Raw genomic sequence first — 21,769 nt, forward strand, 5'->3', positions numbered from 1 at the left:
AATCAATGTTTAGGCAAGTGGCAAGTTGCCGCGAATTATAACCTTAGATTGAGAAGAGAATGTGTATTTAAAGATAATATTTATTCTCATTCTCATTATTGATTCGCTTGGCCGCTGCGCATTAAAAAAGCCTCCAATGCAGGAGGCTTTTCAGATCAGCGGAAAGCTGTTCAGCCGCTTAAACTGATTTCGGCTCGCCAACCGTTTCAGTTAAGTGCTTGCGGATCGTCGCAAAAGGAAAATTCTTGCTGTCTAAGCGCTTAGGCAGAATATACGCGCCTTGCTGATCTTTAATTTTAAAGTTGATCAGAATGAACTCTGGCGTATTGTACCATTCGTAAATATCTTTCCAGCCCACAGTCATATTGCCCATTTGCATGCCCACCTGCTGCTGCATGGAAATGCCGTGCGGCTGTACGCCTAAGCGGATGCCTTTAATTTCTTGAACTGGTGTTTCATTCAGCTTGCGCTTTACATACCATTCGATGCCGAATTTGCGGACAAGAAAATAAATAACGACACAGGCAATGGCAACCCAGCAGAAGACTGTTGAATAGTTTTTAATTAACAGAATTCCGAGCAGTGAAAGGGCAATGATTGCGCCCATGATCAGCCAGGCTTTTGTGCCGATTTTATAGTTGCTGCGGGACAGCACCAGCTGCGCATTGCGCTGCTCAGCTTCAGAAACTTCATAAGGCACAGGCTGCAGGGTATAAGCGTAAACGTTTTTAGCGGTCATGATTAAACTAACAAATTTCAAACTGTAAAAAGTTTAGCATTATTTGTACCAATCCAGTGAGTATATTGTTCCAAATTCAGCCAAATTATAAAGAAGCCAATTCGGTTGCATGCGGGTCATGGTCATGGCTTAAATTCTGCTTCAAATGGCTGATTTGATCCAAAATACTGAACATTAATGACAGCTGCTGCAAAATGATCAATGATTTCTGATCATCATCATTGTTTTGCGATAAGCGCTGGCGGATAGCCTGCAGCATATTGGTTGCGGTTAAGTCCGGCACTTCATCACGCAAAAGCGCACCTTGAATATCATCCAAAGCTTTGTCCAGCAGATTTAAAACTTCCTGATCCTGAATTTTTTCACGGTGCGCGCCCAAGGCGGCAATATAGCTGATAAAGGTGTGATTCAAACAGAGGAATTCAAAAGCTTGAGCTTTTTGCGCAGGATCAAAATCCGGCTCGGTCGCCAGTGTGGAAATTAAAGAGGCGACGTCGGCATCGGTATTGTGCGCTGCGCGGCGCACTACGCGGTAATTCAAGCCATTGTTGCGGCCATGCTTGTATTGCTCAACCACTTCTGACAAGTAATCGCATTGCGCCTGTAAAGAGCGCTTGATGGTGCGCGGCAGGCGGCGGAATTTCCAGTCCGGGAAAATAAAGCTGACGCCAAACCAGGCTAAAGCGCAGCCAATCAGCGTATCAATCATGCGCGGCATGGCCGCAGCAAAACCCAGGCCGTCTAAATTGAAGTTGATCATCGCCAAGATTGTGATGAAGGCTGTGGCTTGCGCATACTGTTTGCTTCGCAATTCAAAAAACAGCACGCCGCTGAGGATCAGCAGCAGCAGCTGGCCTTCAATCGAAGGGATAAAATACAAAATCGCATAGCCTAAAATAATGCCGATTAAGGTTCCGATAATCCGCAAATATAGGCGGCGCTTGGTGGCGTTAAAGTTCGGCTGGCTGACAAATAAGGCGGTCAGCAGAATCCAGTAGCCGTATTGAATGTCGGTCAGCTGCACAAAAATATAGCCAATAAACAGCACCAAAGAGACCCGAACGGCATGGCGGAACAAGACCGATTCGGGCGTCAGATGCTGTTTGATGCGAATGACCATATCGTCCCAGCCCTTTAAGTCGTCATCTTTAAGCTGATTTTCGATGTGTTTGGCTCTGTCAAAATTCATATGGCGTTCGGTTTCCACATTGCGCAGCTGTGAATCGATGGCTTTTAAATTTTGATAAAGTGAAAACAGCGAATTCACCCAAACCTGATCATACTGCTGTTCGGCGCGGAGCTTTTCTAAGGATAATTTCAGATTTTGAAAAGCATGCTTAAAGCGTTTGCTGTGATTATAGGGGGTGCGCTGCAGAATGCTGCTGCTTAAGTCTTTGCAGGCTTTGGCCTGAAGAGACAAAATGCGCTGAAAGCGGAATAGGATATCGCTGTGTTCGAAAATCTTAGACAGCTTCTGATAGTCAATATGCGCAGAATCGGCGCGTTCATGAATATCCTGCGCCACAAAATAATACTGCAGGCTGCGCCGTGTATCGCGCTGGCCGCGGTCACCTTTTAAACGGGTCAGCAAGGCGGTTTTCATATCGTTGAAAATGGTGATTAATTTTCCATTTTCTAAAGACAGCTCAATCATGCTTTGCTGATAGCTGGCCGGTGTCATGTCTACATCAAATAGATTCGATTTGGCAAATAAGAAGTCGGCTAAAGACGAATAGCACTGCGCCAGTTTGTCCTGCACTTGGCGTACAGGAAACAGCAGGAAGCTGATGGTGGAAATTAAGCCGTACCAAGCCGCGCCTATGACCAGCAAGCTTGCCTGCGTATACCAGTTGTCAAAAAGGCTGACGCCAAGCATGGAATATACAGAGATGACTAAACAGCCGTAGGAGATCGTGGCATAGCGCCGCCCCAGTGACCCCAGTAAAATCCAGCCAATGCAGGACACAATTAAGCCAATGGCAAATAGAATTGGATAGGGGAACAGCAGATAGACCGAGACTGCAGTCACAAAGAACCCGATATAGGTATAGATCAGATTCATGATCCGCACAGAAAAGCGGTCATCGATATCGCTTAAGCCTGCAGCCACAACCCCTAAGGTGAGGGGGATTGTATACAGCTGCTGCCCGATGAAATACGGAACAAAAGCCGTACCCGCAAACGCGATAATCATGCGAATGTTGTACATGAAAGTGGTGTTGTACGTCGCTTGTTTTAGACGTGCGAGCCAAGAGTTCAATTTCTATCCTTTGCTGTCTGGAGCGGAGCGGTCAGCTGATATTGGAATTGTGTGATTTTTCACTTTGAATATGCCGAAATAATACTATGACACGTGTAAACTTGTCTGCATTCTCATCATTTAGAAACGAAAATATCTCTATGCAGACAGAACAAAGCAAAACGCAGTATTCCAGCGCATGGATTATGCTGCTAGCGCTGCTGACTTCGCTGGGCCCGCTGTCGATTGATATGTATCTGCCGGCTTTGCCGCAAATGGCGCATGATTTTGGCGTCAGCACGCAGAGGATTGCCAATACCCTGCCTGCATACTTTTTAGGCTTGGCCGTGGGGCAGCTGATTTATGGCCCGCTCAGTGACCGTATTGGCCGTAAAATTCCGCTGTATTTTGGACTGTGCCTGTACATTGCGGCAAGTTTGCTGTGCCTGATGGTGCAAAATGAATGGAGCCTGATTGCTGCCCGCATCCTGCAGGCTTTAGGCGGATGCGTAGGGGTCGTGATTGCGCGGGCAGCCATCCGGGACCGTTTGGATATGCAGGCGTCTGCGCAGGCGTTTTCAAGCATGATGATTGTGATGGGGATCGCGCCGATTATTGCGCCAACACTGGGTTCGTGGATTTTAAAATTTTTCAGCTGGCACGCCGTGTTTGCAGCATTAAGCTTGATGGGTGTTGTCTGCCTATGCTGCGTGCACTTTTTCTTTCATGAGTCTTTGCCTGCACCCAGGCGTCTAAAGTTAAGCTTTAAACAAGTACTGCTGCTGTACGCGACAATTTTTAAAGATGCCAGCTTCCGCCTGCCGATGATTATTGGCTGCTTCTCGGGCGGTTTGCTGTTCTGCTATATCAGTTCATCTGCGCCGGTTTTAATGGATGGCTATGGGCTGACGCAGCAGCAATTTGCTTACGCTTTTGGTGCGAACGCCTTTGGCATTATGCTGTTTTCGACATTCAATAAGCATCTGGCGGCAAAAACCAGTGTTATGCAGCGTTTAAAAATGGGCGCCTATATTCAGCTTTCAGGTGTGATGATTTTGTTCGCTGGCGGACTGCTGCCGCACGCGCCCATGCTTTCAGTCATGCTGGGCATGTTTTTGACGGTTTCCGGCATCGGCTTTACCGGGCCAAATGCAATGGCTTTGGCAATGTCTGAGCAGGGTGCGCGGGCAGGAACGGCCAGTGCAGTCATGGGCAGCATGCAGTTTGCCTGCGGCCTGTTAGGCGGACTGATTTTGAATTTCTTGTTTTGGAGCCCATTATTGAATATGGCGGCGGTGATGCTGCTGTTCATAGTGCTGGCGCTGTATGCAATTCGCAGCATTCAGAATGCACGAGCCGTTTAAAATGGCCTGAAGCGGAACAGGAGGATTGCTGAATGCCTGCCATGAACGGCTGAAAGATCCGAGATAAAAAAGGGGCTTGGCCCCTTTTGCTGCGATGCGGTCAGCCAGCCTTTATTCAATAAATACAGCAAAATCTTCCACAGGGACACGCGGCGTAATAAAGGTATTTACGATATGATCAGGATCGGCATAGCCTAAAGCCATGCCGCATACCAGTTCTTCGTCGCTGGAGGCATGAACTTCACTGAGCACAATGCTGTGGAAGTGATTCCAGGCGGCTTGCGGGCAAGTATCTAAACCGCGGGCTTTGGCTGCCAGCATGACATTCTGAATCATCATGGCGATATCCATTTTTGCGCCAATGCCCAAAGATTTATGTACGGTAAAGAACAGCCCAACGGGCGCATCAAACAATTTGAAATTGCGCAGCTGCTGCTGCGCCATTTTTTCTTTTTCACCTTTCTGAATTTTCAGTAAGCCATATAAGCCCCAGCCATTTTCACGGCGGCGCTCAATATAGGGTGAAAGCCATTGTTCAGGGTAGTAGGGAAAGGTTTCTGTATATTTTTTTGCCAATTCAGGGTTCAAAAATAAGGCAGATTGCGCGGTGCAGACTTTTTCAGTCAAGGCATCCCGTTTCCGGCCCTGCACAACATAAACCCGCCATGGCTGGGTGTTGGTTCCAGACGGAGCGCGGCTGGCCACCTGAAGGATCTCTTTGAGTGTTTTGCGGTCAATTGGCGTGTTCAAAAACGCACGTACAGAATGACGCGAGGTGATGACTTGATCTACGGCTTGCTGCAGCTGCTGGTCCATATGCTTACCTGTGATTGCTTTAATTTTTAAATTTTCATTCAAATGTTTAACATTAATATGCGTTTTAGAACAAGCTTCGCTGCTGAATTGTGAAAAAGGCGATAAAGTTTTAATACCCTAAAGGTATAAATATTTACCCTTAAGGTATAGTATTGGCGTATTTGGCGAGTGGCGGCATGGATGTCTTGTGCAATTCTATGACCGTGTTCAAGAACTTATATCTTCCATGAAGATTAACAGCTCGGTAAATCCGGCTTTTGTGCAATAACGTATTGCTGAGCGTCAATTGCATGCTACTAAAGCACAGATAGTCATTCGCGGCGTTGTCCGTTCAAATAATCAGCATGAGGTGTCAGGAAGATCAGCTCAATTTTAAAAATACTGAAGATGAAATGGATTTATAAAAAGGAGCGGTTCAACAGGACCAATTATTGCAAGACAATGCAGCCATTGCAAAATGGTGAACATGGTGCTGTTTAGGCGTTTTGAAATTTATTGCTGTGAAAAACTAAGCAAAATTGCTTATTCATTATATAAATTACAAATGCGTAAAATCAGCAAACTAGTGGTTAATTTTTCCTGTATAAATGTGCAATTAGGAAAAACTTAAAAATTGTCACAAAAAATACATTTTCATCTGGATTGAAAATGATTGCGTGAAACTAGAATTCATCTGGAGAATATATGAATTTCGCTCAACTTAAAAAACCTGCAGCTCAATACAGCTTAGCCATTGCCGTTTCAGCACTGATGCTGAACTCTGCGCAAGCAGCCACAGCTGAACAAAAAGAAGTTGCGCAGTTGCGGGCTGAAGTTGCAGAACTGAAGGCATTGATCAAACAGCAGCAGCAGGTTCAAGTACAGCAGCAGGCTGATATTCAGCAGGTCAAAACACGTCCTGCTCCAGTAGCTGTTGTGGCAGCGCCTGTTTCGCCACTTGCTGGGCTGAAATCTAAGGCTGGTGCAGATGTAAATGTTTATGGTTTTGTCCGCGGTGATGCCAACTACATCATTGAAGGTGCAGATAACGATTTCGGCAGTGTACATACTTCAACTGGCGCAACCAAAGACAAATTGCGCGCGACAGCAAAAACTACACGTATTGGCTTAGACTTCAGCGCTCCTGTAGGCGCTGACAATAAAGTCGGCGGTAAAATTGAAGCGGATTTTGCTGATTCAGATAGCGTGAAAAGCGAAGGTTTCCGTATCCGTCATGCATACTTGACTTACAACAACTGGCTATTCGGTCAAACAACGTCGAACTTCCTGTCTAGCCATGCGCCAGAAATGATTGACTTCAGCACCAACATTGGCGGCGGCACTCAGCGTTTACCGCAAGTGCGCTATAATTTTAAACTTGCGCCGCAAACTCAATTGTTTGTTTCTGCTGAAGAAGGTGACAGTAAAGGCACAGTTGCGGCAGATACGTCTTACCGCGTTCCGAACTTGACCGCTAAACTGACTCAAGGTTTTGCTGAGGGCAAGGGTTCAGCATCTGCGCGCGCACTGGTTGAAAATTACAAGTCAGACGCTGCCAATGAAACTGAAACAGCTTGGGGCGTTGCAGCTGGCGCATCATATGCGGTGACGGATCAATTGAAGCTGAATGGCGATGTTTCATACGCGGAAGGCAACAGCAACTATTTATACGGTTCAAATTCTGCATACTCTGTAGTGAATGGCAGTGTTGAACAAAATAAATTTACAGCTGTACAAGTCGGCGCTACCTATAAGTTCAACGAAAAATTGCGTTCAACTTTAGCGTATGGCGCGTTATTTGCTGATGACGGCAGCGCTTATGCGAAAGATGTGTCAAACAGCAATGCAAACGAAGAAGTTCAACAGGCTTGGCTGAATATTATTTACGCACCAGTAAAACCAGTTGAACTGGGTGTGGAATACATCAATGGTAAGCGTAAAGCATTTGGCGGCAACTCATACCACGATGACCGTGTTGGCTTAATGGCTAAATACAGTTTCTAATCTGGATTTTTAAATTGCTTAAAAAACAGGAGCTTTATGCTCCTGTTTTTCATTTGAGAAGGCTGAATTTAACGCTTATAAATCAAACCCCATTTTTTTAGAAAATAAATATAAAAAAGCTATCACTGCTACTGATATGAATTATTGTAAAAAAATAAAGTTTTTACACAAAAACTATGCATAATGTCGCACTTTTATTCATATTGATGGTTGATCAAAAGATTTGACAAGGATATCCGTTAAAAGTCTAAATCATTAGGAGTGGGCGGAATATTTGGGCAATACATATGCCATTAGGGGAGTATGGTATTGCAAGTCATTTACATGAGAAGCATCAAATGAGCCACAGCATAAATATTTGGAATAAAATTTCGGCATTGGGTTAAGCCTTGCCAGATTTTATTCATTTTAGTAAGTTTTTAATTGCTCTGGTTCATTACCTGCATGGACTATTATTATGGAATTTACTTTTAACGCATTTTATACCTTAATTGCTGCCGTGATCGTGCTATTGCTTGGGCGGTTTCTCGTTAATAAAATCGGTTTTTTAAAACGCTATAATATTCCTGAACCCGTTGCGGGCGGCTTAGTCGCCGCTGTTCTATCGCTGGCTGTGCATCAGCTCTGGGGATACAGCATTACCACCAGCAGTCAGCTGCAAACCAGCTTTATGCTGATCTTCTTTGCTTCTATTGGCTTAAGCGCCAACTTTTCTAAATTGAGAGAAGGCGGCTTGGGCTTAGTAATCTTCCTTGTGGCTGTCGCATCGTTTATTGTGGTGCAGGATTTTGTCGGCATTAGCCTGGCGACAATCATGGGTATTGATCCATTAATCGGCTTGATTGCGGGCTCTATCACGCTGACTGGGGGACATGGCACAGCAGGCGCCTGGGGTGAAATTTTAGAAACCCAGCACGGCATCCAAGGCGCATTGGCGCTTGGCATGGCGAGTGCGACCTTCGGTTTGATTATTGGCGGCATTATTGGCGGCCCTTTAGCAAAATTGCTGATTAACCGTTATAAGTTGGCTACACCGCGCACCAATGAACAGATCGAAAAAAGTGACAGCACCCCTTTGGCCGATATAAATTCTGCAGAATATGTTCCATTTGAACATCCGCACCGTGTCCGCTTAATTACGGCGGATAATGCCATTACGACATTGGGCTTATTTGCAGGCTGTTTGGCATTTGCTGAATTTATGACCGGCTACAGCAAAGGAACAATGTTTGAATTGCCGACATTTGTTTGGGCTTTGGCCGGCGGCGTTATTCTGCGCAATGTGCTGGAAGGCATTTTTAAAATTCAAATTTTTGACCGCGCGATTGATGTTTTTGGAAATACGTCGCTTTCACTGTATTTAGCGATGGCTTTGCTTTCTTTAAAACTGTGGCAATTGTCTGACTTGGCTGGCCCGCTGGTTGTCATTTTGGGCGCGCAAACCTTAACTATGGGACTGTATGCCGCCTTTGTCACTTTCCGCGTTATGGGTAAAAACTATGATGCGGCGGTATTGGCAGCAGGGCATTGCGGTTTTGGCATGGGCGCTACGCCGACAGCCGTTGCCAATATGCAGGCCATTACTAATATGTATGGGCCTTCACACAAAGCATTCTTGATTGTACCGCTCTGCGGCGCATTTTTTGTTGACTTGATTAATGCGACAGTCATTCAATTTATTTTAAAATTCTTTGCCTAACTGAAGACTGTTTGAAATTTAATGAGCTTTCAAAAAATACCCAAGGAAACTTGGGTATTTTTTTATGCAGCAGTGAATATCCATGCAATTTAAATGGCAGGCTGACCGCTTATACCGCTTATACCGCTTATACCGCTTATACCGCTTATACCGCTTATACCGCTTATACCCTTATACCGCTTAATACCGCGGTATAAGGGATATAAGCAATAATAAAGCCGCCCATAATGCTGAGCCAAAGCCATGATCTGCGAATATTCATCATCTGTCAGCCATTTTTCTTTAGATAAGCTACTGATGCAAAAAGATCAAATAGACAGCTCCCAAATATGTACAGCAGTGATTTGGAGTGCATTGGTAAACACTGTGAAGCAAAGCGGATTGGATTATAATTTCAGACTATGGCGAATTCAGAAAATGTGAAAGTGCCGGCGCCGCTTAACGAATCATAACAATGGTGATGATCTGATCTCTTTAGACTGTTGGAGTTTAAAGAAAACGAATAATGAATGTTGGAATCTATGTAGTGAAAATGAAATCTGCTTTTGCTGCGTTGACTTGCGTCGTGCTTGCAGCTTCTCAAACCGTTGCGGCGAAACCCGCTGAACAAGTTCCGGCGGCAGCGCAGCAAAGCGCCGCGCCTGCCCTGAATATGGTTGAAGCCTATGCGGGCAAGGACCGTATTGACTTTAAAAAACTGAAACAGCAAGAAAAAAGGCCAATTGTTGCGTTGGTTTTAGGCAGCGGCGGCGCGCGGGGCTACGCACATATTGGCGCGATTCAGGTCCTGGAAGCCAATGGCATAAAGCCGGATTTTATTGTGGGCACCAGTGCGGGCAGTATTGTCGGTACGTTGTACGCCTCGGGACTAAATGCAGAAGAAATGCGTGAAATTGCGCTGAATATGAAGCCCAATGATGTGCGGGAAATCCGCCTGGCTAAAAAAGGCGTACTGGACGGCAAAAAAGTTGAGGAATATGTCAACAAGCAGGTGAATAACACCCCGCTGGAATTGCTGAAAACCCCAATGTATGTGGTGGCCACCGAACTGCAGCAAGGCCGTAAAATGGTGTTTAATGCTGGCAATACGGGACAGGCAGTGCGCGCTTCGGTATCTATTCCTAGCATGTTTATTCCTGCAGTGATAAATCATCAGGAATATGTGGATGGCGGTTTAGTCAGCCCCGTTCCGGTAGATGTCGCGCGGGATTTGGGGGCAGACATTATTATTGCCGTGGATATTTTAGCGCAGCCGATTCATACCGAAACCAGCAATGTCTGGGGGCTGTTTAACCAGAACATCAATATCATGCAGTACTACTTGGCCAAAGAAGAATTAAAACGGGCTGATATCGTAATTCAGCCGGATATCCGTGAAAAAGCGCATATCTTTGACGTCACTGGCCGTGAAGCGACCATGCAGGCGGGGGTTACCGCTGCTGAGCTTAAGCTGAATGACATTATTAAAACTTTTGCAGACCACAAGCATCCGCTGGAACGCGGCGCTGTACAGTACAGCGCGCAGCAATAATTGAACGCGCTGCTATTTTTGTTTTGAGGCATAGATATTAAAAACCGTTGAAGCGGTCAGTTTTTTTAGGCTGCACTTCAACGCATATTTAAACATTTTCCATATGATCGGCTGGTGAATGCCGCCTTTTATGAATCTGTTAGCCTTTATAGTTATAGATTTTAGAACTGGCGCAGGGCATTCAGGGCGGTGTTTTTTGAATTGATGTTAAGTTTTTGAAATTTATTAATATTAAAATTAATTCATAAAACATTAAGTATAATATAAATTTTCTATTTAGCTTTTTACTGCAGAGATTTCCGTTTACCTGTGTGTGTAAACCCGCTACACTTTTTGCGAGCTTTTTATAGCTGAAATCAATTAATAAAAGCATGAGTAAAACCAAATGCATACATTGAAAATTGGTCAGAAAGTCACTCTGGCGGCCATGGAACAGCAGGTTTTTATTGTCACTGCCATTCAGGTTGATGGCTCTTTTTGTATTGAAACTGAGTTGGCCAATCAGCAGAAATTAAGCTATAACAACGTCGCTTTCGAAATGCTGAAAATTCTCCCGCCTAAAATTTAGCATGCGCGTCATTTAATGCAGTGGTCAATGAGGAACATCGAGGCCGATATGATGGATGCCGCTTTATTTTTTTGTCATGCCTTTAAAATGAGGTGATTTCGCGAAACGCGCAGATATTCATAAATATGCTTAATACTCAACCATTTAATTAAATACTATATATTTTTTTGAATGATGTCTAAATCACTATAAATAATAGTGATGAATTTTTTGCCGAATAGAACATTTTATTGAGTGTAAAACCGATATAATAATCACACTTATCAATGTCCTTTCATAAAGTCTAGAGAAACGCGATGTCCCCATTAGATCAAATTGCTCCGATATTAGAAGACCAATCTGAATTAAACATGTCCGTCCTGATGACCCCAGATATGGCGAATTTTTCAGGCAATGTGCATGGCGGAACAATTTTAAAACTGCTGGATCAAGTAGCGTATGCATGCGCCAGCCGTTACTCAGGCAGTTATGTCGTAACATTATCTGTAGATAAGGTTAATTTTAAAGAGCCGATTCATGTGGGCGAGCTGGTGACATTTCTGGCCAGTGTAAATCATGTGGGCCGCACGTCGATGGAAATCGGCATCCGCGTTGAAGCGCAGAATATTCAAAAGCGCACCGTGCGCCATACCAACAGCTGCTACTTCACGATGGTGGCTGTGGATGAAAACGGCAAACCGAAACCGATTCCAGAGCTGAATCTGAATAATGACTGGAAGCGCTGCCGTTTTGAGGCGGCTGAACAGCGTAAAATTGCGCGCCTGCAGGAAAACCATCATCCGTCATGCAGCATCTATAAAAAATCATCGCACAGCTGATTTTCTGCTGATGCAATTAAAGCCGCCATTGGGCGGCCTTTTTTATGGCTGGCGGTTGATCAAATACTCTCCGTCTACCGTCATGCTCCAGATCCCGCTGCTGCTGAGATGGGGGGCAGCAGATACCTTGAATTCAGAACTGAAAGGCCAAAAGCCAATTTGGATGATATTGTGGTGAAAGGATTGAATTTTGCCTGTGATGGATTTTTTGCTGCGCATTTCAAGCTTGATGTAATGCAATTGCCCTGACGGGCTGATCTCGAAGATGGTGCTGCTGTCATCGTTTTGCCAAGTGCCTGCATAGTGGCGCTTGTCTTGCGGAAGCGGTTCGCTGCATGCGGTTAAAAGTAAAATGCATAAGCCTGCAGGCAAAGCCGATTTGGACATGGAAATTTCCTGAAATTTATTGTTTTTTTCACGATTATTTTTATTCGGTATTTGTGATTTTTCTGGGCGGAGGCCTGAAGATCAGCGCCTGCAATTTTAACAGCCTCAATTCCGGGTATTCAACTAAAGTTTGATTCAGGACGGCAAGAAATGGATAGAGAACCGCATCAATTCAGCGTAATATGAAACGATACGTTTCGTTTTATATTTATCTATGGATTGCACATGAATGCAGTGAATAATGCACTGGAACTGTCTGGAGAAAATGAAACTGAAAAAAGCTCAAGGCGCAGGCAATGCATTTTGCGCGCCGTGAATGACGCCTTAGCGGAGTGTGACTATAGCAAATTGACAGTCGAAGATATTGCCGCGCGGGCAGGCGTCGGCAAGTCGACGATTTACCGCTGGTGGAAGCATAAATCGGATTTGGTGTTTGAAGCTTTTAAAGAAAATACCGTGTCTGTTTTTGATTTGGATTTTAACCAGTCTCTGGAATTCAATTTAAATCAGCAGCTGCTTAAGCTGTCCAGCGCATTGAACCAGCATGTTGGGCGGGCGCTGCTGGTGGTAATGGCGGAACACCGTGAGGCTGCAGGGGAATTTTTTAAACAATACCTGCTGCCGCGCCGTGAACAGACCCGCAAGCTGATTGCACTGGCCATCGCGCGCGGAGAAATTAAGGCGGATTATCCTTTTGAATTGATGCTGGATATGCTTTACGGCCCGATCCATTATCAAATTATCTTTTTTAACTGGATGCCCGATGAGCGCTATATTCAGCAGCTGGTGCATCTGGCGCTGCAGCCAATTCTTATTACGCCTTCACTGGCAGGCGGCAGCGCATGAGCCGGATGCCTGAATTTCCAACGCCTGCTGAACAGCTGTGGAACCGTGCATTCATACTGTGCCTGTGCAATAACCTGTTTCTGTTTATTTATTATTTTGCCATGCTCACGGTACTGCCGATTTACATCATGCAGGACTTAGGCGGTACTGTAAAAGAAGCCGGCTTAGCATTGACGCTGTTTTTAGTGTCTTCTATTGCCATTCGCCCCTTTTCAGGACTGATTGTAGAACGGCTGGGGAAAAAAAATGCGCTGCGCGGCGCTGGGCTGCTGTTTGTATTGTTTGCTTTCAGCTATTTGCTGATAGACAGTTTAGGGTCTTTGCTGCTTGCGCGTTTTTTGCATGGCTTCTGGTTCAGTATTTTGACTACAGTCAATGTGCCCGTAGTGAATGATTTTATTCCAGAACATCGTAAAGGCGAGGGCATGGGCTATTTTGTCATGTCGACCAATTTGGGCGTGGTCTTTGGGCCGCTCATTGCATTAACCGTCATTCAGTTTGCCAGCTTCACCGCGCTGTTTGCGCTGCTGAGCATTGTGACCTGCATTGGATATATATTCTGTTTAACCTTAAAGGTGCAGGAATTACCGAAAGCAGTTCAAGACGCGGATGCGCCAAAACCGACACTAAGCTGGCATGATATTGTCGAAGTGAAGGTTCTGCCAATCAGCCTGATTGCGCTGTTGGTGGCTTTTGCTTATTCCAGCATCACCAGCTTTATTACGGCATTTGCTGACAGCCGGCATTTATTAAGCGCCGCCAGCTTATTTTTTATTGTGTTTGCTGTATCCATGATTGCTGTGCGCCCATGGGTGGGCAAATGGTATGATCAAAAAGGGCCAAGTTCGGTTATTTATCCATCCTTTATTTCATTTGCCCTTGGCTTGGTCATTGTCAGTTTTATGGATAATCAATGGGTACTGTGGCTGTCCGCGGTGTTTATCGGCATGGGCTACGGCTCATTATTTCCCTGCATGCAAACACTGGCGATACAGTCCGTGTCTAAGCAGCGCATGGGGCATGCCATTTCGACGTTTTTTGCTTTGTTTGATATTGGCCTGGCCATCGGTTCCGTCATTATGGGCTTGCTCATTGCCTACTTTGACTATCAATTTACCTATTTAAGCTGCGCGGTCATCGTGATCGTAACGCTGTTTATTTACAAGGCGTCTGCGGCATTGAAGAAGCCTGTTCAGACATCCATTTGATAGAGGTGCAGTGTGGAATTACGACATTTGCGTTACTTTGTAGCTGTTGCTGAAGAGCTGAATTTTACCAAAGCCGCGCAGCGCATGTGCACCGTGCAGCCATCTTTAAGCCAGCAGATTAAAGATTTAGAGCAGGAAGTGGGTGTACAGCTGCTGTTGCGTTCAAACCGTAAAGTTGAACTGACGGAAGAGGGCAAAGCCTTTTTGAAAGAGGCGCGCCTGAGTCTGGAGCATGCGGAAAAAGCCATACTGGATGCGCGTCAAGTTGCGCATCTGACCAAAGAGCAGCTGAACATCGGCTTTGTGCCTGTGGCGGAAATGAAAGTCTTTCCTTACATTATGCCGAATATCCGTGCGCAGTTTCCTGAATTGAAAATCCATTTTCATAGTCTGACGGATGCGGATCAGCTCAAATCACTGCATAAAGGGGAAATTGACATAGCGTTTACCCGCTATGCGGAAGATGCTCCAGATATTGAGTCTGTGCAGGTATTTACTGAACCGCTGGCTTTAATTATGCCGAGAGACTGTCCTGAGGCTGCGCTGCGCCATATCAGCATTAAAAGCTTCAATCAGCAGGAGTTTATTGTCAGTGATGAGCATTCATCGCCAGAATTGTTCCGCATTATTCAGGAGTTTTTCAAGCAGTCTAAATTAAATGTCAATGTGGTGCAGTATTCGACCAATATTTTGCTGAATGTGAATTTGGTGGGCATGGGCGTGGGCTGGAGTTTGGTGCCGTCTTATGTGATTCCGCTGCTGGGCGATAAAATTGTGGTGAAAAGCACTATTGAGCCGCTGCCGATGATTGGGCTGTACGCCAGCTACCGTAAAGACAAGAAAAATGAAGCAATTGAGCTGATTTTGAAAGTGCTGAAAGAGCAGTTTTATATGGGATTTTTTTAACAAGCAATTGATGAACTGAGGCCAGTCGAAAGACTGGCTTTTTTATTTGAAGATGCTGTACTGGACAAAATAATAAATTCATACAGATTAAATTTTCTGCATTTTATACTCTAAAAAGAAACGGCAGAGGAACAATATTTCAATGAAATACTACAGCAATAAACAATCTCGCGGAAACACGCTGCTGCCTTTATTTAAAGAGCTGGGCATAGAAAATGACATTGAAATGGTTGAAGTGGATTATGCCAAAATTCATGATGCCGAATATTTAAAAATTAACCCAATGGGCAAAGTGCCGTGTCTGGTGGATGGGCCGGCCGTCATCAGCGAAACCGCGGCGATCTATGCCTATTTGGCGGATAAATATCATGAAAAAGGCCTAGCGCCAGCGTTGAATGATCCGATGCGCGGCGAATATTTGAAGTGGCTGTTTTTTTGTCACGGGCCAATGACTGAATATATGGATATCAAATATCTGCAGGTGCCGGAAGCGCAAATCGAAAAATGCCGATCTGCGCTGAGTATGGGCAATGAAGATGCTGTTTTCGCATTTTTAAAGCAGGGCATGAAGCAGGCCAATCCTTATTTGACGGGTGAAAAATTTACGGCTGCGGATTTGTATTTGGCCTATTGGATTGCCTATGCGGTGCAATTTAAAATTCTGCCGTATTTGGACGAGTTTGATCCTTTCATTCAGCGGGTGAAAAAGCGCGATTCAGTACAGGATGTTGACTGGCTGCAAAAGCTGTAATGATGAATTTAGTGCTTGCCAAATCAGAAAGCGAAGTGAGATTTATTTATCAATATTGCGGTTTTCATCATGAGTCATTGGTCTTTATGGGATGGAAAACAGACCCTATAAAAAAGACCACGCATAGTGCGTGGTCAGGCCTCTGAATATTCAGAAATTTTAATTTTTATAGGTGTAACGTTCTTACTTGACGTGAAGTTTAGTAAACAGTTTTTGGCTGACAGTGTCTAAAGTCTGCGGAATGGCGAGCGCTGCCACAAAACGGTCAGGGCGCAGAACGACAACAGATTCAGAGGTTTTTCCGAACCATGTACGGATGTCCGTGCCAATGTCGCCAATGGTGATCACGCCTTCAGGCTGCTTGCGGTTGGCATTGTTGAACTGCACCGCTGGAATCACTTGAATGAATTTAACACCCAGCTTTTTCCATTGTTTGATGGCTGCATCTGACAAGCCCCACTGCGGGTCTACACCCCAAGCAATCAATGCAAAGTCATTGCCAATCACTTCATCCAAAAGCACAGTTTCGCCCGTAGCTAATTTTACTTCCGGCTGAATAAACATTTTGCCGACTGGCGAATCTTTAGCGCTATTGGTGACTAAAGCGCCATCATGGTATTTCGGCATTGGCTTGAAGCGCATTTCCAGCAGGTACTGCTTGATAGGCTTGATATAGTTCAAGGCATAGGCAATACCGTCACGCACAAAACCTTGCCATTTTTTAGGCGGCGCGAGCACGTGGCCAGCCATCACAGACAGGTCAATCATGGCTTTGGCATGGTCTTTACGTTCGACTTGGTAAGAATCCAGCAATTCAGTACCCGCTTTGCCTTGCACCACCAAAGCCACTTTCCATGCCAAGTTGAAAGCGTCACGCATGCCGCTGTTGTAGCCTTGGCCTTGCCATACTGGCATGATGTGGGCCGCATCACCGGCAAGCAGAATACGGTCGACACGGAATTTGTCCGCAATACGCGCATTGTGGGTATAGACACGCTGACGGATCACATCAATGCCGTCAGTCGTTGGCATCACTTTAGACAGTAATTTTGCAATGTTTTCCGGCTTGCTGAGTTCTTCTTGAGTTTCACCCGGCATCACCATGAATTCAAAGCGGCGGATGCCGTGAGGCAAAGCAGCAGAAACATATGGACGCACAGGGTCACAGCATAAGTAAATATGCGGTGTGGCCAATGGGTCATTGTCGATGTCAATGACGATCCATTGGTTCGGCGCTGTTTCGCCGTCAAAGGCAATGTTTAGGGTACGGCGGACAATAGAATTGCCGCCATCACAGGCAATTAAGTACTGCGCTTTGACTGTTTCTGCTTCACCCGCTTTATCGGTAATGCTTAGGGTGACACCCGACGCATCCTGATGAAACTCAGTCAGATTGCGTGAAAACAGCACTTCAGTTTTGTCGTATTGCTTCAAGCCATCAAGCAGCACATTGTCGACTTGCGGCTGAATAAACGCGTTGCGGCGTGAGAAGCCGAATTCGCGGGTTAAAGGCTGAATGTCTGCAAAGCAGCGGCCTTTAGGGGTTAAAAAGCGCATGGCGTGGTTGGGTGTGGTATGCGGTAAAACCTGATCCACCAAGCCTAAAGACTGAATGGTGCGCAATGATTCATCATCAATACCAATTGCACGCGGGTAATCAATTAAACTGTCCAGCTGTTCAATGATGGTCACTTGAACGCCTTGCTTACTTAAATAGTTCGCAATCGTTAGGCCGACTGGGCCAGCGCCCAAAATAGCGACTTCAGCCGTGTAATTCGCTTTATTGCTCATGTGCAAACATCCAATTCTTACGCATTGAGCTTATTAACGGTGAATTAGGGGGATGAGACAAGCTATGCCTAAGTAGATGGGATAGAAGAATATTATACCGAAGGGCGGTATTTGTTTTATTAAGATATTGATTATTAATTATTAAGTTTAATTCTTTTAATAAGCTTTGATGATTCATCGATCATTAATAACTATCATTGCCTTAATCTGCAGTATAAAAAACCGAAGCGCTTAGAAAAGGGCTCCGGTGCTGTTTTTAGGCTAAAACATTGAAAAACAATGTTGAGCTGCGGTCAGCTCAAATATAGCCGCTGATTGATAAGGCCTTGCGATTTTATTGCGCAGGCTGTGCCGGCGCAGCGCCCACATTTGCTTCAGAAGCAGGTTGAGCTGCACTCGAGCTTGCTGCAGCGTCTTCAGCGGCAACGGGCTGTTCTTGTGTACTGACCACAACTTTTTGTTCTTCTTGAACAGGTGACGATTGAGCATTTGAAGCAGCAAAAGAAGTTGCAGTGACTGCAGCGAAAGTTGTAGCAAGTAAAATTTGCGTTAATTTCATGATGGCATCCTTAATTGTATATTTTAGTCATCCGCTCATATTGAGCATCACGCTCGATTTGAACGAGTGCCCATGCTAAGAGCCGAAACCGCAGCAGGCAATGATTGCAGCAAAAGACGGCAATATGCGTTACAAAAACGCTGTAATACTCAAAAAATTGTTGATTTATGTAAAATAAAAATTGAAATAAGCGCTTAAAATGTATGTAATTATTTCAATAATATGCATCAGAGGCTTTTAGCGTTACAGCGCAGTTACACAGAAGGAGATTTGCAGAAAATAGCGCGCTGAAAAAGCGCAAAATAAATGTAACACTTCATTGCAGATTAAGCCCAACCGCAAAGCAATATGTCATTTCAGTCAATTAATGACAGGTTTTGGTGTTTCATTCCGATCTCCATTCGGATTTTTATCCCATAGGCCTTGATGCCGCTCTTCAGGCTAAAAAACAGCAAGCAATCACGGCTCAGGCGCTCAAGAGATGCGACAAAGATCAATCTAGCAAATGGACTTGCAAGGGCGGCGGCATCCGGCTATACAATGTGCCCACTTACATATTCTTTTGCAGGTGATCTTTTGAAGCTCGTTACAGCATCACAGGCTATCCCCGTTCATATTATTTCCGGCTTTTTAGGCGCAGGTAAAACCACGCTGCTGAAGCATTTGCTGAGCCAAAAACCGGAACATGAGGTATGGGCGGTGCTGATGAATGAGTTTGGCCAAATTGGCGTTGATCAGCAGCTGCTGCCTCAGGATCAGGGCTATGCTGTCAAGGAGCTGCTGGGCGGATGCCTGTGCTGCAGCAGCCAGATGCCGATGCAGATTGCGCTGTCGCGCTTACTGTCGGAAGCGAAGCCAGACCGTTTATTCATTGAGCCGACAGGGCTGGGGCATCCGGCGCAGCTGCTGGAACAGCTGACTGAACCGCATTGGCTGCAGCACTTGAAGATGCGCGCGCTGGTTACTGTCGTGGATGGTTCCCGGCTACATGATGTGGCCTGGAGCAAGCAAAACCTGTATGCAGATCAGCTGAAAGCCGCGAAAGTTGTCGCGGTGTCTCATGCAGACGGCATGACTGAAGCCGATGAACAGGCTTTAGCCGCATTGCAGGCCGAATATCAGCCCTATCAGCAGATTTGGCTGAAAACCGCAATGGGTGAGCTGGCGCTGTCCGATATTGATTTGCCCTATGCTGGCGCTGCACGGAAAATACAGCCTTTGCTGCAAGTGCAAAAGCAGATGCGCGATGATGAGGCGCGGCCGGAAATTAAGCAGCTGCCGTATCATTATGTCGAAAGCGCGCAGGGCTACAGTGTAGCGGGCTGGAAAATGCCGAAGCGCTGGACCTTTGATTTTTACGATTTGCTGGATTTGCTGTGTGAACAGCAGGATTGGCTGCGTATCAAAGGCATTTTCCAGACCAGCCAAGGCTGGAAAAGCTTCAATTTTAATCCTGAACAGTTTAACTATCAGAGTGCTGAAGAAAGCATTGATAACCGTTTGGAAATTATTTATCAGCAGGAGCGTTCTTGGCTGGAGTTTGAAACTTTGCTGATGAACTGCCGTGTGGATCAAGAGACAAAATAACCTTCAGTTAAGGGTTATTTATGATGCAGCTATAGCGTTATCATTCATTTGCACAATTTTTTACGTTAGAGTTTTAATGAGACTACATAAAGTAGTTGAGCATTGTATAAATAATAAGCGTGAAACGTGAATAATCACAAAAAAGCCGTTCCAGTGCGCTGTTTACTGGAACGGCTTTGACTAAAATATTGATGCTTATAGGAAAATTTCAAGCATTTCGTATAACGACCATTATGTTAAATACATCTAAATTTCCATGCTTATAAAGTATTATTAATAATCTAACGAATTAAATATTATTTCGATTCAAAGGCAGAAAATGAAATTTTTCAAACTTATCGCTATTACTTTTGGGTTGGTCTTTTCCATGGAAATCTTAGCAAATCCAACGTTCTCAGATGATTTATTAAGAGAAGCTGAAAATGGTGATGTGTTGGCACAATATAACCTTGGATGGATGTATGACAATGGCGAAGGTGTTATACAGAATTATGAAAAAGCATTTGAATGGTATAGCAAGGCAGCTAATCAAGGGTTTGCAATGGCGCAGTATAATCTTGGGCTGCTGTATCAGAATGGTCAAGGTGTAAAAAAAGATGATCAAAAAGCATTTGGACTATACAGTTTAGTAGCGAATCAAGGATTTGCGATGGCACAAAATACCCTTGGGTTTATGTACTATCGCGGCCAGGGTGTAGCGCAAGATAATAAAAAGGCATTTGAGTGGTATGAAAAATCAGCTATACAGGGAGATGATCTAGCACAGACTAACCTTGCCTTGATGTATGACAATGGCCAAGGTGTTGTACAAAATTATGAAAAAGCATTTGAATGGTATAGCAAGGCGGCTAATCAAGGTAATGTTCAGGCACAGTATAATCTTGGATCACTGTATCAGAATGGTCAAGGTATAGAAAAAGATGATAAAAAGGCATTTGAGTGGTATAGAAAAGCCGCTAGTAATGGGCACTCACAAGCGAAATTAGTGCTCGCAGAACTTTAAGTTATTCTAAAATTAACATAATACGCGTTATACGAAAGGCCCGATTCATGGGGCTTTTGATCACTGATTTAACATAAAATCTCTTATACAAAATTCCTATGTAAGTCTCAAATAGAAGTGTCCAAATGGGATAGGAATCTCTGTTCATTTATTTGTGGGATTAGCTACCCAGTAAAATAAGAATACGCATTGATGCCCAGAGGCGCTTATATTTTTGATGCAGGCTGTTGTCCACATATTGTTATCCCGAGTAATTATTTAACTTTTCCACTGATTCAAAACTTCGCCAAAATGCCTCAAGGCGTTTTAAATGGGGTATGCTAAGCGCCAAATTCGAGGACTTGATCATGGCGCTGAAAGCGACAATTTATAAAGCAGATTTGAACATTGCCAATATGGACGTGCATCAGTACGGTGATTACCAGCTGACTATGGCGCAGCATCCATCTGAAACCATTGAACGCCTGATGGTGCGCATTTTAGCGTACGCGCGCTACGCGGATGAAGCGCTGGAATTTACCAAGGACTTATTTGAAACCGATGAACCGGCATTGTGGGAAAAAGACCTGACGGGTCAGCTGGTGAAGTGGATTGAAGTCGGCAGCCCAGATGAAGACAAAGTGAAAAAAGCCTGCGCGCGCTGTAGCCAAGTGGCGATTGTGACTTATGGCACTGCTGTCGATGAATGGTATAAGCGCAACAGCAAGCTGAAAACGTTAAAGAATCTTGAAATTTGGAAACTGTCTCTGGCGACGACAGAAGCGATTCAGGCGTTATGCGAACGCACCATGCAGCTGCAGCTGAATGTCATGGACGGTGAGTGGACGCTGATTGGCGATAATGCTCAGGCCGTCATTGAGTGGGAGCAGCTGCAGTAATTTTGCTGCTGCCACTGTGCATGAGAACAAAATGAGATCCCCAAAAAGATGCAGGCAAGGCTTGCATCTTTGCCCTAAAGCTGGGTATATCTGGAT

Annotated in this window: 19 protein-coding genes; 13 read left to right on the plus strand and 6 right to left on the minus strand. The window is 44.9% G+C overall.

Annotated features, from left to right (window positions below; translation table 11 throughout):
* Window positions 1-178 precede the first annotated feature (178 nt).
* Together F941_RS03870 and yccS are read right to left on the minus strand one after the other, a co-directional pair.
* The gene (locus tag F941_RS03870) at window positions 179-739 is read right to left on the minus strand and encodes a YcxB family protein (RefSeq protein WP_005008081.1); all 561 of its coding nucleotides are present in this window, start codon (window positions 737-739) and stop codon (window positions 179-181) included.
* 85 nt (window positions 740-824) lie between these two features.
* Window positions 825-2,999, minus strand: coding sequence for a YccS family putative transporter (gene yccS, locus F941_RS03875; RefSeq protein WP_005008083.1), 2,175 nt, complete (start codon window positions 2,997-2,999; stop codon window positions 825-827).
* A gap of 140 nt (window positions 3,000-3,139) precedes the next feature.
* On the opposite strand from yccS, the gene F941_RS03880 reads away from it, so the two are divergent.
* A complete protein-coding gene (locus F941_RS03880) occupies window positions 3,140-4,342 on the plus strand; it encodes a multidrug effflux MFS transporter (protein WP_018572381.1) in 1,203 nt (400 codons plus the stop codon).
* A 111-nt stretch (window positions 4,343-4,453) separates the two neighbouring features.
* Here the strand turns inward: F941_RS03880 and F941_RS03885 are convergent, their stop codons facing one another.
* Complete coding sequence (locus F941_RS03885; protein ID WP_005008088.1) at window positions 4,454-5,158, minus strand: nitroreductase; 705 nt, start codon at window positions 5,156-5,158, stop codon at window positions 4,454-4,456.
* Window positions 5,159-5,842: 684 nt separating this feature from the next.
* Between F941_RS03885 and F941_RS03890 the strand changes: the two genes are divergently transcribed.
* From F941_RS03890 to F941_RS03915, 5 genes are all read left to right on the plus strand, one after another.
* Window positions 5,843-7,141, plus strand: coding sequence for a DcaP family trimeric outer membrane transporter (locus tag F941_RS03890; RefSeq protein WP_005008090.1), 1,299 nt, complete (start codon window positions 5,843-5,845; stop codon window positions 7,139-7,141).
* 457 nt (window positions 7,142-7,598) lie between these two features.
* Window positions 7,599-8,840: a sodium/glutamate symporter gene (gltS, locus tag F941_RS03895; RefSeq protein ID WP_005008092.1), complete on the plus strand. Its 1,242-nt coding sequence runs from the start codon at window positions 7,599-7,601 to the stop codon at window positions 8,838-8,840.
* A 505-nt stretch (window positions 8,841-9,345) separates the two neighbouring features.
* Window positions 9,346-10,371 (plus strand): patatin-like phospholipase family protein, encoded by a 1,026-nt coding sequence (locus F941_RS03900; RefSeq protein ID WP_005008095.1) that lies wholly within the window; start codon window positions 9,346-9,348, stop codon window positions 10,369-10,371.
* Window positions 10,372-10,756: 385 nt separating this feature from the next.
* The gene (locus tag F941_RS03910) at window positions 10,757-10,939 is read left to right on the plus strand and encodes a hypothetical protein (RefSeq protein WP_005008096.1); all 183 of its coding nucleotides are present in this window, start codon (window positions 10,757-10,759) and stop codon (window positions 10,937-10,939) included.
* A gap of 296 nt (window positions 10,940-11,235) precedes the next feature.
* Window positions 11,236-11,757 carry an acyl-CoA thioesterase gene (locus F941_RS03915; protein ID WP_005008097.1) on the plus strand — a complete coding sequence of 174 codons (522 nt, stop codon included), beginning with the start codon at window positions 11,236-11,238 and terminating at the stop codon, window positions 11,755-11,757.
* Window positions 11,758-11,799: 42 nt separating this feature from the next.
* On the opposite strand, the gene F941_RS03920 is transcribed toward F941_RS03915, so the two are convergent.
* On the minus strand, window positions 11,800-12,144 hold the full coding sequence (locus F941_RS03920) for a hypothetical protein (RefSeq protein WP_005008098.1): 345 nt from the start codon (window positions 12,142-12,144) through the stop codon (window positions 11,800-11,802).
* Between the two features lie 225 nt (window positions 12,145-12,369).
* On the opposite strand from F941_RS03920, the gene F941_RS03925 reads away from it, so the two are divergent.
* From F941_RS03925 to F941_RS03940, 4 genes are all read left to right on the plus strand, one after another.
* Window positions 12,370-12,990: a TetR/AcrR family transcriptional regulator gene (locus tag F941_RS03925; RefSeq protein WP_005008099.1), complete on the plus strand. Its 621-nt coding sequence runs from the start codon at window positions 12,370-12,372 to the stop codon at window positions 12,988-12,990.
* Window positions 12,987-14,198: an MFS transporter gene (locus tag F941_RS03930; RefSeq protein ID WP_005008100.1), complete on the plus strand. Its 1,212-nt coding sequence runs from the start codon at window positions 12,987-12,989 to the stop codon at window positions 14,196-14,198. The genes F941_RS03925 and F941_RS03930 overlap by 4 nt, the downstream gene beginning before the upstream one ends.
* 12 nt (window positions 14,199-14,210) lie before the next feature.
* Window positions 14,211-15,104, plus strand: coding sequence for a LysR substrate-binding domain-containing protein (locus F941_RS03935; protein ID WP_005008101.1), 894 nt, complete (start codon window positions 14,211-14,213; stop codon window positions 15,102-15,104).
* A gap of 142 nt (window positions 15,105-15,246) precedes the next feature.
* A complete protein-coding gene (locus F941_RS03940; RefSeq protein ID WP_005008103.1) occupies window positions 15,247-15,855 on the plus strand; it encodes a glutathione S-transferase family protein in 609 nt (202 codons plus the stop codon).
* 183 nt (window positions 15,856-16,038) lie between these two features.
* Here F941_RS03940 and F941_RS03945 read toward each other — a convergent pair whose 3' ends face one another.
* Together F941_RS03945 and F941_RS03950 are read right to left on the minus strand one after the other, a co-directional pair.
* Window positions 16,039-17,646 carry a bifunctional 3-(3-hydroxy-phenyl)propionate/3-hydroxycinnamic acid hydroxylase gene (locus tag F941_RS03945; RefSeq protein ID WP_005008105.1) on the minus strand — a complete coding sequence of 536 codons (1,608 nt, stop codon included), beginning with the start codon at window positions 17,644-17,646 and terminating at the stop codon, window positions 16,039-16,041.
* A gap of 334 nt (window positions 17,647-17,980) precedes the next feature.
* Complete coding sequence (locus F941_RS03950; RefSeq protein WP_005008107.1) at window positions 17,981-18,205, minus strand: hypothetical protein; 225 nt, start codon at window positions 18,203-18,205, stop codon at window positions 17,981-17,983.
* A gap of 576 nt (window positions 18,206-18,781) precedes the next feature.
* Here F941_RS03950 and F941_RS03955 point away from each other — a divergent pair.
* The 3 genes from F941_RS03955 to F941_RS03965 all read left to right on the plus strand — a co-directional run bounded on the left by F941_RS03955 (window position 18,782) and on the right by F941_RS03965 (window position 21,673).
* Window positions 18,782-19,792: a CobW family GTP-binding protein gene (locus tag F941_RS03955; protein ID WP_026253291.1), complete on the plus strand. Its 1,011-nt coding sequence runs from the start codon at window positions 18,782-18,784 to the stop codon at window positions 19,790-19,792.
* Window positions 19,793-20,111: 319 nt separating this feature from the next.
* Window positions 20,112-20,795 carry a tetratricopeptide repeat protein gene (locus F941_RS03960; RefSeq protein WP_005008110.1) on the plus strand — a complete coding sequence of 228 codons (684 nt, stop codon included), beginning with the start codon at window positions 20,112-20,114 and terminating at the stop codon, window positions 20,793-20,795.
* A gap of 347 nt (window positions 20,796-21,142) precedes the next feature.
* The gene (locus F941_RS03965; RefSeq protein ID WP_005008112.1) at window positions 21,143-21,673 is read left to right on the plus strand and encodes a YaeQ family protein; all 531 of its coding nucleotides are present in this window, start codon (window positions 21,143-21,145) and stop codon (window positions 21,671-21,673) included.
* Window positions 21,674-21,769: the final 96 nt, after the last annotated feature.

This window comes from Acinetobacter bouvetii DSM 14964 = CIP 107468, assembly GCF_000368865.1.
GTDB classification, from domain to species: domain Bacteria; phylum Pseudomonadota; class Gammaproteobacteria; order Pseudomonadales; family Moraxellaceae; genus Acinetobacter; species Acinetobacter bouvetii.